Raw genomic sequence first — 13,768 nt, 5'->3', positions numbered from 1 at the left:
AGGACCGTCCGCACGCGCTGGTCAGCGGCCGGGTGTCGGACCCGAGGCGACGGGCCGGTCCGGGTCGGCCACCCAGTTGCTCCACGATCCGACGTAGAGCGCCGCGTCCGGTCGGCCCGCCAGGTGCAGGGCGAGCACGGCCTGCGCGGCGGTCACCCCGGAGCCGCAGTACGCCCCCACCGACCGCTCCCCGGTCACCCCGGCGGCCGCGAACCGTTTCTGAAGCACGTCGGCCGCCGGGAATCGCCCGTCCGGGCCGACGTACGTCCCGGCGGGCAGGTTCACCGCGCCCGGGACGTGCCCGGCGACCGGATCGATCGGCTCGACCTCACCCCGGTAGCGGGGCTCGGCCCGCACGTCGAGCAGCACGGCATCGTCCGCCGCCGCCAGCGCGGCGGCCCGCCCGGCGTCGAGCACCGGCAGGTCGCCGGGGCGCACCTCGACGTCGCCGGGGACCGGGGTGGGCGCCGCGGTGGAGACGGGTTGACCCGCGGCGACCCAGGCCGGATAGCCACCGTGCAGCAGGCGGACCGGTCGGTGCCCCGCCCAGCGCAGCGTCCACCAGGCCCGGGCGGCCGCCAACCCGTCGCCGCCGTCGTACACCACCACGGGGTGACCCGCCCGGACGCCGGCGGCCCGCAGCGCGGCCTGCAACGCGGCCGGGTCGGGCAGCGGATGCCGGCCGCCGGCGCCGGGCGGCCCGCAGAGCGCGGTGTCCAGGTCGACGAAGACCGCGCCGGGCAGGTGACCGGCCAGGTAGTCGTCGCGGCCGGGCGGACCGGTGAGCCGCCAGCGGACGTCGAGCAGGGTGGGCGGATCAGCGCGGTCGAGCTCGGCGGCGAGCCGGTCGGCCTCGACCAGCGGCTCCTGGGTACCGGACATGCCGACCATCCAACACCATCCGGGTCGTCGGCTCGCGGCTCGGCGGCGGTCGATCGCCGTTCTGCGAGGTACCATCGTGCACCGGAGGGCCGCTGACGTCATGAAGTCTCACGACCTGGTCGACACGACCGAAATGTACCTGCGCACCATCCTCGAGTTGGAGGAGGAGGGTGTGCCGCCGCTGCGCGCGCGGATCGCCGAGCGTCTGAAGCAGAGCGGCCCCACCGTGAGCCAGACCGTCGCCCGGATGGAGCGTGACGGCCTGCTCACCGTCGAGGGCGACCGGCACCTGATGCTCACCGCGCAGGGTCGCGGCAGCGCCGTGTCCGTGATGCGCAAGCACCGCCTCGCCGAACTGCTGCTGGTCAACGTCATCGGGATGCCCTACGAGGAGGCCCACGAAGAGGCCTGCCGGTGGGAGCACGTGATGAGCGACGCCGTGGAGAAGCGGGTGTACGACCTGCTCAACCGGCCGACCCGCTCCCCGTACGGCAACCCGATCCCGGGGCTGGAGGAGCTGGGCTCGCCGGAGCCGGAGACCACCGAAGCCGGCGAGGGTGAGCGCAACCTCGCCTTCCCCGGCCTCTCCGGGCCGGTCGTGGTGCGCCGGATCTGCGAGAGCGTGCAGACCAACGCCGACGTGCTGCGTCAGCTGCACGCCGCCGGTGTCGACCCGGGCGCCACGGTGACCGTGGCCCAGGAACGCGACGGGGTGTCGATCGACCGCTCCGGTGACCGCGTCCGGCTGCCCCGCGAGGTCGCGTCCCGGGTCTTCGTCGCGGCCAACTGACCAACCGCCGGCCAGGAGGGCCGGCACCGGGCGTCACAGCGCCCGGGTGTCGACCTTCTTGGCCAGTGCGACCAGGTCGCCGGTCACCTTCTCGACCGCCGAACGCTCGGCGCCGCGCGCCGCCGTCCAGCTCAGCGTGGCCAGCCGTCCCTCGGTGGTCAGCCACCCCACCTCTGCGACCGGCCCGTGCCCGCTCGCTGCGGCGAGGGTCCGCCGGTACGCCTGCTGACCCACCGCGGTGACCTTCGCCGCCTTGTCGGGCATCACGTCCGCGCCGAAGGTGGTCTTGTCGATCTTGGCGTCGGTCACGCTCAGCGTCAGCTCCGGCAGCGTCGCGCGTTCGGTCCGGACGACGCAGGTGTACGTGTCGCCCCGCTCGCTGGCGGCGGCCACGTCGAAGCGCACCTTGACCAGCTGTTCGATGACGGTGAAGTCCAGCAGGCGGCAGGCGCCACCCGACGACGCCGCCGCCACGTCCACCGCGATCGGCGCCGGCGGTGGCACCGCCACCGGCTCGGCCTCGGCGGCGCAGCCGCTCACCAGCAGCCCCGCCAGCCCGGCGACCACGATCCGCCCGCGCACGCTCCACCCTCTCGCCGACCGACGGCGGAAAGTGCCCGCCGGATGTCCGTCGGACACCGTACGGGGTGTCCGGGCCCGGCGGAAGCCCTCGTTCGGCGGGTCCGCCGGCGGCCCACCAATGTTCATCCGGCGGGCGGGTCGTCCACGTACGGGCAGTGCCGGCAGCCGCGTCCGCAGCAGGTGCCCCGGCGGGCCAGGAAACCGGCGCTGAGCACGAACAGCCCGGACGCGGGGTCGAGGTACCCGGCCTCTCCGGCGGCCAGCGCGGCCGTGTGCGCGGCGAGAATCCGGGGCCGGTCGGGATGCTCGGGCGGCAGCCGGGACGGGTGCGGCTCGGTGAGCGGCCGGTCCGCCAGGGGTCGTCGCTCTCCGGTCACCGCAGCAGTCTAGGGACGTCGTCCGGGTGGCATCGGCACCCGCCTCACCCGTGCCGGGCCAGCGCGGCGGCCACCTCGTCCCGTCCGGCATCAACGGCGAGCAGCAGGCGCAGCAGCACCCGCGCCTTGTACGGGTCGAGCAACCCACCGTTGAGCAGCGCGCGCCGTTGCAGGTCGGTCTCCGAGCCGACCGCCCCGTACGTGTGCCGCAGCACCGACCCCGCCCCGGACCGGGAGGTGAGCACCACCGGCATCCGGTCGGCGAGGGCCCCGAGCACCGGGGCGAGGGCGGCGGGCACGTGTCCCACTCCGAAGCCGGCCACCACCAGGCCCTGATGGGTGTCGGCCAGCCCGTCCAGCAGCAGCCCGTCATCCTCCAGCGTCACCACGTACAGGGCCACCCGGGTCGCGTCGAGCCGGGCCGGGTCGACCGGCGGCAGCGGCTCGTACCGCCGCGGCCGGGTCAGCACCCGCACCTCCCCCTCGATGACCTGCCCGATCGGGCCGGCGTTCGGCGCGGTGAAGGTGGCGGTGCTGGTGCTGTGTGTCTTGCGCAGCCAGCGGGCGGCGTGCACCTCGTCATTGACGGCGACCAGCACACCGAGGTCACGGGCGGCCGGCGCGGCGGCCACCCGAAGCGCCGCGAGCAGGTTGGCCGGCCCGTCCGCGCCGGCCAGGGTGGGATTGCGCATCGCGCCGGTGAACACCAGCGGGGCGGCGTGCGGCCAGACCAGGTCGGCCAGGAACGCCGTCTCCTCCAGCGTGTCGGTGCCCTGGGTGACCACCACGCCGGTCGCGCCGCCGGTCACCGCCCGGGACGCCTCCGCGACCACGTCGAGCAGGTGGCGACCGGTGAGGTTGGCGCTGGGCACCGCGTGGGTGTCCCGCACGTCCACGGGCACGCCCAGCCCGGCGAGGCCGGGCACGCCGGCGGTGAGGTCCGCGCCGGTGAGCCGGGTGACCACGCCCGGACGGCCGGCGTCGACGCCGCCCATCGCGATGGTGCCGCCGAGGGTGATCAGGGCGATGGACACGGGTGGACCTTCCTTTCGCCGTCGAGGGGCCGGCGGCCCTGGGACCGTACCCGCTCCGTCGAGCCGGCCGGGGACCCGACCGGGCGGCGCGAAAAGCGGTGTCGTGTGCGAACGCGGCCCCGATAGGGTCCCCGGGCCGTCGGCCGGCGGCACGCGTGACCGCACAGACAGGCTGTGACCGTGACCCAGCAGGTGGCCCAGGCTCCAACGACCCCGACCGGGCCCGGCCCGTCGCTCTGGCGCAGCAGGAACTTCCTCCTGCTCTGGGGCGGTCAGACGGTCAGCGAGCTGGGCACCCGGATCGCCAACGTGGCGGTGCCGCTGCTCGCCGCCAACGTCCTGGACGCCAGCGTCTTCCAGGTCTCCCTGCTGACCGTCCTGGCCTGGCTGCCGTATCTGCTCTTCTCCCTGCCGGCAGGGATCCTCGCCGACCGGCTCGACCAGCGGCGGCTGATGATCGCGTGTGACCTGGGTCGGGCCGCGCTCATGCTGTCGCTGCCGGTGGCCGCCCTGGTCGGCCAGCTCACCCTGCCCTTCCTGTACGTGGTGGTCGGGCTCGGCGGGGTGCTGACCGTGCTGTTCACCGTGGCGTACAAGAGCCTGCTGCCCCGGCTGGTGCCGGCGGACCTGCTGGTCGACGGCAACGCGAAGCTCACCATCAGCGAGGATGCCGCCGAACTCGTCGGCCCGACGGTCAGCGGCGTCCTGATCGGACTGGTCGGCGCCGCCCGGGCGTTCCTGACCAACGGGTTCGCCTTCCTGGTCAGCGCGCTGACGCTGGTCCTCATCCGGGAGGCGCCGGTGCGCCGCGAGCCGACCCCCCGGGTGCCCCTGCGGGCGGAGCTGACCGACGGGCTCACCTTCATCCGGCGGCAACCGATCCTCGTCAGCATCCTGGCATGCACCACCTGGTCGAACTTCTGGGTGATGGCGTCCGGCTCGATCGAGGTGACCTTCCTGGTGCGGGAGCTGCACGCCAGCCCGGTGCAGGTGGGGCTGGTCTTCTCGGTCAGCGCGGTCGGAGGGCTGGTCGTCGGGGTACTGGCCGCCCGGCTGACCGCCTGGCTCGGCTCGGCCCGGGTGATCTGGGTGGCGATGGCCGCACCGGGTCCGTTCTACCTGCTCATGCCGCTGGCGCGGCCCGGCTGGGGACTGCTGGTCTACGGGGTCGGGCTGGCCGCGTTCTCGGCGAACGCGGTGCTGTTCAACGTGGCGGCGATGTCGTACCGGCAGCGGATCACCCCACCGGCGATCCTCGGCCGGGTCAATGCGGCGTTCCTGTGGATCTGCCTCGGGGTGATCCCGCTCGGTGCGCTGACCGGCGGCGCGCTCGGCACCGAGCTGGGGCTGCGCGGGGCGCTGTGGGTGTGCGTGCTGGGCACCTGGGCCGCGTGCCTGTTCGTGGTCTGCTCCCCGCTGCGCCGGATGCGGGACCTGCCGCCGGTGCCGTCGAAGGATCCGACGGTTTCGTCGTAGGGTCCGACGATTCGCCCGGCAGCCGGGTATTCGGCAACGGCGTCGTCCTGCTGTGCCACGAGGGGGCCCGCTGACCCACGTCGCCCGGACGGTTCCACACGGGCCAACCGTCCTGGGAGGGTGTACTCATGGCCACCTTCGCCGCGCCCGACGGCACCACACTCGCGCGGTGCCGGGCCCGGCCGGCGGCGGGTCAGCGCAGGCGGCGGGTCAGCGCAGGCGGCGCCGGTGTCGGGTTGAGTCTCCAGTGGGGGGAGACAGCAGGGTGGGGGCATGAACGGGGAAACGCGCTACACGATCGGCGACCTGGCCCGGCGTACCGGCCTGAGCGTCAAGACCATCCGGTACTACGCCGACCGGGGAATCGTGCCGCCCACCGACCGGAGTCCGGCCGGCTACCGCCGCTACGGCTCCGACGCGGTCGCCCGGCTGGAGCTGGTCCGGACGCTGCGCGACCTCGGCGTGGACCTCGCCGCCATCCGTCGGGTGGTCGACCATGAGGTGCCGCTGGCAGAGGTGGCCGCCGCACACGCCGAGGCGTTGGCGGTGCAGATCCGCGTCCTGCGGCTACGCCACGCGGTGCTCACCACGGCGACCCGGCGCGGCGGCGGAGCCGACGAGTTGGAGCTGCTGCACACCCTGGCCCGGCTTTCCGGGCAGGAGCGTCGCCGGCTGGTCGACGACTTCCTCGACGCCGTCTTCGACGGCCTGGCCACCGTGCCGGTGTACCCGGGGATCATGCGATCGCTGACCCCGGAGCTACCCGACGAGCCCAGCACGGCGCAGATACAGGCGTGGGTGGAGCTGGCCGAGCTGGCCCGGGACCCGGACTTCCGCGCCGGCATGCGGCGACTGGTGCGGCAGTACGCCGCCGACCAAGACGTCCCGGGGCTGCCCCGCCCGGATGCTGTCGCGGTGGTCCGGGACGCCGTGGCACCCGCCCTGGCGGCCGGCGTCGACCCGACCTCGCCGGCCGCCGACGCCATCGTGGCGACCGTCACCGGCCGGTACGCGCAGCTCAGCGGCCAGTCCGACGGCGCCGATCTACGGCGTCGACTGCTGAGCCGGCTGGAGACCGCGAACGATCCCCGCCGGGACCGCTACCTCGACCTGCTCGCGGTGGTCAACGGCTGGCCGACGGGCGGGCAGACCGCGCCGGCGCTGGACTGGTTCATCCGGGCCCTGCGCGGTCGGCTGCCGATCCGAAACTTGCGTAAGCTGCCCCACACCCACACCGAAGGGCCCGTCCTGTGACCACGATCCGTGCCGCCCGCTCCGACGAAATCCCCGGGCTCGTCCAGTACCCGAACGATGCCGGACGCAATGCCGCGACCAGCACCTACCTGACCGACCTACTCATCAAGGGCTGCACGCGGCCGGAGTGGTGCCTGGTGGCCGAGGACGGCGACCGTCTGATCGGCAGCGTCGTCGGGTGGACCGTGCCGGGCCACGACATGCCGAGCGATGTCGTGCTCCTGGAAGCCCCCTGGGACGACCCCGACCTGACCGTCGGGCTCGCCCTGCTCGCGGAGATGGCCACCCTGGCCAGGACGCTCGGTGCCACGGAACTGGGGCACGTGGTGGATTCCCCGGCCCAGGCACCACAGTTTCAGCGCCATCCCGAGCGGCGCGGTGAACTGCTGCGCCGGGCTGGATTCACCGTGGCCCGCGACGGCCGGCGCTTCCGCTGGCTGGCCGGCGGGGAACTGCCCGCACAGGACGGGCGGCTTCGATTCCGATCCCTCGCCGACCTGGGCCCCGAACCCTTCGTCGACCTGCTGGAGGCCCTGCTCGCCGACACCGCCGACGCCCGGCTGTCCGAAGACGTACGCCGTCACGGCCAGCGCAAGGCCGCGGAGCTGCTGTTCGAGGAATCAGCCGGACTCCACCACGAGCCGCAGTGGTGGGAGATCGGGTACGACGCCGACGGCACCCCGGCCGTGATCAGTCTCCCGGCGCACAGCCCCGCCTTTCCCGTGATCGGCTTCGTCGGTGTCGCTCCCGCCCACCGGGGCAAGGGCTACAGCTCGTCGGTCGTGGCACGGGGTACGGGGATCCTGGCGGAGAACGGCGCCACAGAGATCCGCGGCGACTGCGATGTACAGAACATCGCGATGTTCAAGGGATTTCAGCGCGCGGGTTACGACAACTTCGCCGACCGGATGGAGTTCAGCCGTTCGCTCTGACCCGTATCCGGCATCGACGCGCCGGGGGCGTCAGGCGAACCAGGTCATCGCCTGGCCGTGCCCCCGGGTCCACGCCAGCGGCTTCCCATTCAAGGCGAGGACGTTGTGCAGCCCCTCCTCCGGCGGCTCCGGCAGCCCCTCGTACGGCAGCACCTCCGGCGCCTCGTTGGCGACCCAGTGCCCGGGCAGCCCCCGGACCAGCCGGACGAACGCCTCCCGGCGCGGCGTGGGCACCTGGTAGAGCACGGAGGTGTGGAACACCACGAGGGTCGCGCCGGCGGGCGCCCGCGCGGCCAGCGCCGGCAGGTCGTCCACCAGGTCACCGCGGACCAGCAGCGGCGGATCGGCCGCCGCGACCGCCGCCGCGGCCCGCAACCGGGCCCGCCGGTGCTCGTGCTCGGGCCAGATCAGCGCGTCCAACCAGGACACGTCGCCGGGGTCGGTCACGTCGAGCGGGTTGAGGTCCAGGCCGGCCCGCCACACCACCTCCGGTACGCGGGCCGGCGGCGCGAAGCCGCTGGCTACGCACTCCAGGACCGGTTCGCCGGAGCCGACCCGGTGCTCGCCGTACCGGTAGGCGTACCGGTCGGGATAGAGGCAGAGCCCGGCGGACGCGCCGACCTCCAGCAGGGCGAGCGGCTGCGGCAGCGCGGCGAGCACCGGCAGCAGGACCGCACACCGGCCGGCCTCGTTCGTCTGGGTGGCCCGAACCCGCACCTGCGCCTCGATGGTCGGCCAGTTCGCCAGGGTGTAGTCGTGGAACGCGGCCGGGTCCTCGACCGGGCCGCCGAGCCACCGGACGACGCCGAACAGCAGGTTCGGCTGCCGCTTGGCCGGCGGGAGCCCGTCGAGCAGGGCGAGCACCTCGTCGTCACGGGACACCGCCCGGGACAGCCGCTCGTACGCGGGCGAGACCCCGCGCACCTCGCGGCCGGCGAATCTGTCGTACGCCTCGGCGGTCGTCATGCCCCCGATCGTCGCAGCCATCCGCCGGCACGTCACACCCGTGTCCCCGATGCCACTCACCGTCCGCGCGGGTCCGGACCGGCCTGCCGGCAAGCGGTGAACGTTCGGGAGCGCCCACTCCGGTGAGGCGTATACCTCAGGGTCATAAATATGCCTCTGAGGTATACGCGGCTCGCGACACCTGTCGTCCTCCAGGCTTACACGGCCGGAAACGGCGCTGCCCCGACCTCGATGAGGAGGTCGGGGCAGCGCCGTTGTCGCGTAGGTCAGCTGCAGCCGCTGGTGGAGCCGCAGCCCTCGCAGACGTAGCAGCTACCGGCCGGGCGCATCTTCGTACCGCAGGTGAAGCAGAGCGGCGCGTCGGCGGCCTTGCCGATCACGGCCTCCAGCAGTTCGGTGCTGGAACCCACGCTCGGAGCCGGCTTGGCGGCGGCCACCTCGGCCATCTCCTGCGCCGGCTGGGCGACGGCCTCCGGCTTGGCCGGGGCCTCCACCGGCGCCGAGGACGCCATCGCGGTGAGCTCCGCACCGGTCACGGCGGCGCTCTCCGCGTCGGCCTCGGCCCGCAGCTGGGCGGCCCGCTCGCTGGCGGTGAAGATGCCCAGCTCGGCGCGGCGCTCGTAGGGCAGGAAGTCCAGGGCCAGGCGACGGAAGATGTAGTCCATCACCGAGGCCGCCATGCGCACGTCCGGGTCGTCGGTCATGCCGGCCGGCTCGAAGCGCATGTTGGTGAACTTGCTGACGAACGTCTCCAGCGGCACGCCGTACTGCAGACCGATGCTGATGGCCACCGAGAAGGCGTCCATCACCCCGGCCAGGGTGGAGCCCTGCTTGGACATCTTGAGGAAGACCTCGCCGAGGCCGTCGTCCGGGTAGGACGACGCGGTGAGGTAGCCCTCGGCACCGCCGACGGAGAAGGAGACCGTCTCGGACGGGCGCTTCTTCGGCAGGCGCTTGCGCACCGGCCGGTACTCGACGACCTTCTCGACGACCGGCGCGGCCGTGGCGGCCTCGACGGCGGCCGGCTCGGTGGCCTTGTTGGACTTGGCCACCGAGAGCGGCTGGCCGACCTTGCAATTGTCCCGGTAGATCGCCAGGGCCTTGAGGCCGAGCTTCCAGCCCTCGAAGTAGATCTTTTCGACGTCCTCGACGGTGGCCGCCTCCGGCATGTTGACCGTCTTGGAGATGGCGCCGGAGACGAACGGCTGGATGGCCGCCATCATCCGCACGTGGCCCATCGGGGCGATCGACCGCTCCCCCATCGCGCAGTCGAAGACCGCGTAGTGCTCCGGCTTGAGGCCCGGGGCGTCCACCACGTGGCCGTGGTCGGCGATGTGCTCGACGATCGCCTCGACCTGCTCCTCGGGGTAGCCGAGGCTGCGCAGGGCACGCGGGACCGTCTGGTTGACGATCTGCATCGAGCCGCCGCCGACCAGCTTCTTGAACTTGACCAGCGCCAGGTCCGGCTCCACGCCGGTCGTGTCGCAGTCCATCATGAAGCCGATGGTGCCGGTCGGCGCGAGGACGCTGGCCTGCGAGTTGCGCCAGCCGTTCTTGTCGCCGATCTTGTTGCCCTGGGTCCACTGCCTGGTCGCCTCGCGGACGATCGCGGTGGCCACCGGGCTGGTCGGCTTGATCTCGTCGTTGGCCGCCGCGTGCTTGCGCATGACCCGCTTGTGCGGCTCGGCGTTGCGGGCGTAGCCGTCGTACGGGCCGACGACGCCGGCCAGCTCGGCCGAGCGGCGGTAGGCGGTGCCGGTCATCAGGGACGTGATCGCCGCGGCGACCGAGCGGCCCTGCTCCGAGTCGTACGGCAGGCCGGTGGCCATCAGCAGGGCGCCGAGGTTGGCGTAGCCGATGCCGAGCTGCCGGTAGGCGCGGGAGGTCTCACCGATCTTCTCGGTCGGGAAGTCGGCGAAGGAGATCGAGATGTCCATCGCGGTGATAACGAACTCGACGGACTTGACGAACTTCTCCACCTCGAAGCCACCGTCGGCGCGGAGGAACTTCATCAGGTTGAGCGAGGCCAGGTTGCACGAGGAGTTGTCCAGGTGCAGGTACTCCGAGCACGGGTTCGACGCGGTGATCCGGCCGGTCTCCGGGCAGGTGTGCCAGTCGTTGATGGTGTCGTCGTACTGCAGGCCCGGGTCGGCGCACTCCCAGGCGGCCTGGGAGATGGAGCGGAACAGCTTCTTGGCGTCGACGGTCTCGATCACCGAGCCGTCGAGCCGGCCGCGCAGGTCGAAGCCGCCGCCGTTCTCCACCGCCGTCATGAACTCGTCGGAGACGCGGACCGAGTTGTTGGCGTTCTGGTACTGCACGCTGACGATGTCGGAGCCGCCGAGGTCCATGTCGAACCCGGCGTCGCGCAGCGCGCGGATCTTGTCCTCCTCACGCGCCTTCGTGACCACGAACTCCTGGATGTCCGGGTGGTCCACGTCGAGGATGACCATCTTGGCCGCCCGCCGGGTCGCGCCGCCGGACTTGATGGTGCCGGCCGAGGCGTCCGCGCCGCGCATGAAGCTGACCGGGCCGGAGGCGTTGCCGCCAGAGGAGAGCAGCTCACGGGACGAGCGGATCCGCGACAGGTTGACCCCGGAGCCGGAGCCGCCCTTGAAGATCAGCCCTTCCTCCTTGTACCAGTCGAGGATCGAGTCCATCGAGTCGTCGACGGACAGGATGAAGCAGGCGCTGACCTGCTGCGGCGACGGCGTGCCGACGTTGAACCAGACCGGCGAGTTGAAGCTGAACACCTGGTGCAGCAGCATCCAGGTCAGCTCGTGCCCGAAGATCTCGGCGTCGGCCGGGCTGGCGAAGTAGCCGTACTCCTCACCCGCGGTGCGGTAGGTGCTGACCACCCGGTCGATCAACTGCCGGAGCGACCACTCCCGCTCCGGGGTCCCCACCGCGCCCCGGAAGTACTTGGTGGTCACGATGTTCGCCGCGTTGACGCTCCACGACTCCGGGAACTCCACCCCGCGCTGCTCGAAGTTGATCGAGCCGTCCCGCCAGTTCGTCATCACGACGTCGCGACGCTCCCAGGTGACCTCGTCGTACGGGTGGACCCCCTCGGTCGTCCACACCCGCTCGATCTTCAGCCCGGCACTCGCGCTGGCCTTGCTCCGTGACCTGCTTGTCGTCACACCATCCCCCGACATCTCATCCGCCCCCTCGTCCACGCGGCCACCCGCCGCGCTTCCACCTGTCAGCAACACAAAACTTCAGTTGGTACGGCCGGCGGTCCCCGCCGCCGCCCCGGCCTGGCCCGCGCCCTCCCGGGCGCGGGCGGCGGCCCGCAATGTCTCGATCTCCTGCTCGAAGTCGGCGAGCGAGTCGAAGGACCGGTAGACGCTGGCGAACCGCAGGTACGCCACCTCGTCCAGGTCCCGGAGAGGACCCAGGATGGCCAGCCCCACGTCATGGCTGGGGATCTCGGCCGCGCCCTTGGCCCGCACGGTCTCCTCGACCTTCTGGGCCAGCAACGCGATCGAGTCCTCGTCGACGGGCCGGCCCTGGCACGCCTTGCGCACCCCGCCGATGATCTTCGTACGGCTGAACGGCTCGGTCACCCCGCTGCGCTTGACGACCGCGAGGACCGCCTCCTCGACGGTGGTGAACCGTTTGCCGCACTCCGGGCAGGACCGTCGCCGCCGGATGAGCTGACCGTCGTCGGCCTCGCGCGAGTCGACCACGCGGGAGTCGGCGTGCCGGCAGTACGGACACCGCATCGCCTACCTCCTAATCATGATCAACTGCGGCCCGCCGGGGCACTCCCGGGCACGACTCGCCACGACGGTGCCATCCGGAGACGGCCCCCGCCGTGGTCGACGGTACGGGAGTGCGGTCGGTAGTCGGACCCAACCTGTAGGCAACTTACGCCCGTGTCACTACTACATCTAGGGGTTGACCGTATGTCGCTGGCGAACCCGGGTCAAGTTGATGGCGTGTCCGGCGCGTCACGGACCATCCGGTCATCCGCACCCACCTGCTCCGCCGGAAGACCCAACGCCGAGCCCCCGCCGGAGTTACCGGCCGACGGGCCGAACCAGGCCGGAAAACGGCCGAGGATCGAACACACGTGCTATCCGACGTACCATTTATCAGAACATCCGTACGACAGGAGCTGTTTTTCACCCCGACACGCCGGTGAGAGGTCGTACAGATGTTTGAAAATGACCGATCTCACCTATACGGTCAGGAACAACCGGGCGCGGTGGATCTTCACCGGTCCCGGCGACGCACCACCCTCAGCACTGTCGTGGCACCACCGCACGCACCACGAGCCGACGAGGCACCCAGCGCCGACCAGGGAGGACGGACGTGACCGAGGACCGGGCCAGCCGGCCGAAGAGCCCGCAGCAGATCACCGAGGCGGGCCCGCCGGCCACCCGACGCCGCAGCGCCGCGCGCAGCCGGACGGGTCAGCCCGCCGTGCGCGCGGTCACCCCGGTGGTCAGCACCTTCCCCGACCCGGCGACGGTCGACCTGACCGCCCGCCAGCGCCGCATCCTGGAGTTCATCCGCACGTGGGTGGAGCGCCACGGCTACCCGCCGAGCGTCCGGGAGATCGGCGAGGCGGTCGGCCTGGTGTCGCCGTCCAGCGTCGCCTACCAGCTCAAGGAGCTGGAGAAGAAGGGCTTCCTGCGCCGCGACCCCAACCGCCCGCGCGCGGTGGACGTCCGGGCGCCCAGCGAGGCCATCGACGACGAGTTGTCCCGCGCGCAGCGACCCACCCCGGCGTACGTGCCGATGCTCGGCCGGATCGCCGCCGGTGGGCCGATCCTCGCCGAGCAGGCGGTGGAGGACATCTTCCCCCTCCCCCGCGAGCTGGTGGGCGAGGGCGAGGTCTTCATGCTCCAGGTCAAGGGCGACTCGATGCTCGACGCGGCCATCTGTGACGGCGACTGGGTGGTCGTCCGGCAGCAGCCCACCGCCGACTCGGGCGAGATCGTGGCCGCCATGCTCGACGGCGAGGCGACGGTCAAGACCTACCGGCGGCGCGACGGGCATGTCTGGCTGATGCCGCAGAATCCCGCCTTCGATCCGATTCCCGGTGACGACGCCACCATCATGGGCCGGGTCGTGGCGGTGCTGCGCCGGATCTGACCGGTCCGCGGGTGGGTGCCCACGGCACTCACCCGCGCCCGCCCAGCGGCGGTGCAACCGTTCAGGCCACCGGTCCGGGAGGCGTCAGTAGCGGTCGCCCCGGTGGCCGCGCCCGCCACCGGGATACTGCCCGTACGGGTCCACAGGCGGGTCCTCGTCACGCCGGCGACCGGGCCGCTGACCCCGGTAGTCCGGCTCCGGCCCACCACGCCGCGGCGGCTCTGCCCGACCACCGCCGGGCTGGCCGCCTCCACCGGGCTGGCCAGCGCCGCCGTACACGCCAGCGCCGGGACGACCGCCGCCACCCGCCGGACGACCGCCGCCACCCGCCGGACGACCACCGCCACCCGCCGGACGACCGCCGCCACC

13 protein-coding genes are annotated in these 13,768 nt (G+C 72.5%); 6 read left to right on the top strand and 7 right to left on the bottom strand.

Annotated features, from left to right (window positions below):
- Window positions 1-21: 21 nt before the first annotated feature.
- Window positions 22-882, bottom strand: a complete 861-nt coding sequence (locus EAD89_RS04645) for a sulfurtransferase (RefSeq protein WP_121674874.1) — start codon at window positions 880-882, stop codon at window positions 22-24.
- A gap of 100 nt (window positions 883-982) precedes the next feature.
- On the opposite strand from EAD89_RS04645, the gene EAD89_RS04640 reads away from it, so the two are divergent.
- Entirely contained in the window at window positions 983-1,672 is a 690-nt protein-coding gene (locus tag EAD89_RS04640) for a metal-dependent transcriptional regulator (RefSeq protein ID WP_121654987.1), read from the top strand.
- Window positions 1,673-1,705: 33 nt separating this feature from the next.
- Here EAD89_RS04640 and EAD89_RS04635 read toward each other — a convergent pair whose 3' ends face one another.
- The 3 genes from EAD89_RS04635 to EAD89_RS04625 form a co-directional block, all read right to left on the bottom strand.
- Window positions 1,706-2,254 (bottom strand): hypothetical protein, encoded by a 549-nt coding sequence (locus EAD89_RS04635; RefSeq protein ID WP_121674861.1) that lies wholly within the window; start codon window positions 2,252-2,254, stop codon window positions 1,706-1,708.
- Between the two features lie 122 nt (window positions 2,255-2,376).
- Window positions 2,377-2,631, bottom strand: a complete 255-nt coding sequence (locus EAD89_RS04630) for a DUF5522 domain-containing protein (protein ID WP_121674860.1) — start codon at window positions 2,629-2,631, stop codon at window positions 2,377-2,379.
- Between the two features lie 44 nt (window positions 2,632-2,675).
- Window positions 2,676-3,665, bottom strand: a complete 990-nt coding sequence (locus EAD89_RS04625) for an asparaginase (RefSeq protein ID WP_121674859.1) — start codon at window positions 3,663-3,665, stop codon at window positions 2,676-2,678.
- Window positions 3,666-3,845: 180 nt separating this feature from the next.
- Here EAD89_RS04625 and EAD89_RS04620 point away from each other — a divergent pair, with 180 nt between their 5' ends.
- The 3 genes from EAD89_RS04620 to EAD89_RS04610 all read left to right on the top strand — a co-directional run bounded on the left by EAD89_RS04620 (window position 3,846) and on the right by EAD89_RS04610 (window position 7,327).
- A complete protein-coding gene (locus tag EAD89_RS04620) occupies window positions 3,846-5,141 on the top strand; it encodes an MFS transporter (protein WP_158610712.1) in 1,296 nt (431 codons plus the stop codon).
- A gap of 273 nt (window positions 5,142-5,414) precedes the next feature.
- A complete protein-coding gene (locus tag EAD89_RS04615; RefSeq protein WP_121674857.1) occupies window positions 5,415-6,395 on the top strand; it encodes a MerR family transcriptional regulator in 981 nt (326 codons plus the stop codon).
- On the top strand, window positions 6,392-7,327 hold the full coding sequence (locus EAD89_RS04610) for a GNAT family N-acetyltransferase (RefSeq protein ID WP_121674856.1): 936 nt from the start codon (window positions 6,392-6,394) through the stop codon (window positions 7,325-7,327). Before EAD89_RS04615 ends, EAD89_RS04610 begins: the two co-directional genes overlap by 4 nt.
- Window positions 7,328-7,357: 30 nt before the next feature.
- On the opposite strand, the gene EAD89_RS04605 is transcribed toward EAD89_RS04610, so the two are convergent.
- From EAD89_RS04605 to nrdR, 3 genes are all read right to left on the bottom strand, one after another.
- Window positions 7,358-8,293 (bottom strand): DUF2332 domain-containing protein, encoded by a 936-nt coding sequence (locus EAD89_RS04605; RefSeq protein WP_121674855.1) that lies wholly within the window; start codon window positions 8,291-8,293, stop codon window positions 7,358-7,360.
- A 266-nt stretch (window positions 8,294-8,559) separates the two neighbouring features.
- Window positions 8,560-11,451, bottom strand: coding sequence for a vitamin B12-dependent ribonucleotide reductase (locus EAD89_RS04600; RefSeq protein WP_121654995.1), 2,892 nt, complete (start codon window positions 11,449-11,451; stop codon window positions 8,560-8,562).
- Window positions 11,452-11,514: 63 nt separating this feature from the next.
- On the bottom strand, window positions 11,515-12,021 hold the full coding sequence (nrdR, locus tag EAD89_RS04595) for a transcriptional regulator NrdR (RefSeq protein WP_121654996.1): 507 nt from the start codon (window positions 12,019-12,021) through the stop codon (window positions 11,515-11,517).
- A gap of 592 nt (window positions 12,022-12,613) precedes the next feature.
- Here nrdR and lexA point away from each other — a divergent pair.
- A complete protein-coding gene (gene lexA, locus EAD89_RS04590) occupies window positions 12,614-13,399 on the top strand; it encodes a transcriptional repressor LexA (protein ID WP_121674854.1) in 786 nt (261 codons plus the stop codon).
- Between the two features lie 102 nt (window positions 13,400-13,501).
- Window positions 13,502-13,768 (top strand): hypothetical protein (locus tag EAD89_RS30415; protein WP_158610711.1); only part of this gene is annotated, 267 nt, incomplete at its 3' end.

Origin of the sequence: Micromonospora sp. BL4 (assembly GCF_003667505.1) — a bacterium.
In the GTDB taxonomy this organism is placed as follows: domain Bacteria; phylum Actinomycetota; class Actinomycetes; order Mycobacteriales; family Micromonosporaceae; genus Micromonospora.
The sequence above is the reverse complement of the archived record's forward strand: the minus strand, read 5'-3'. Positions and strand labels throughout refer to the sequence as shown.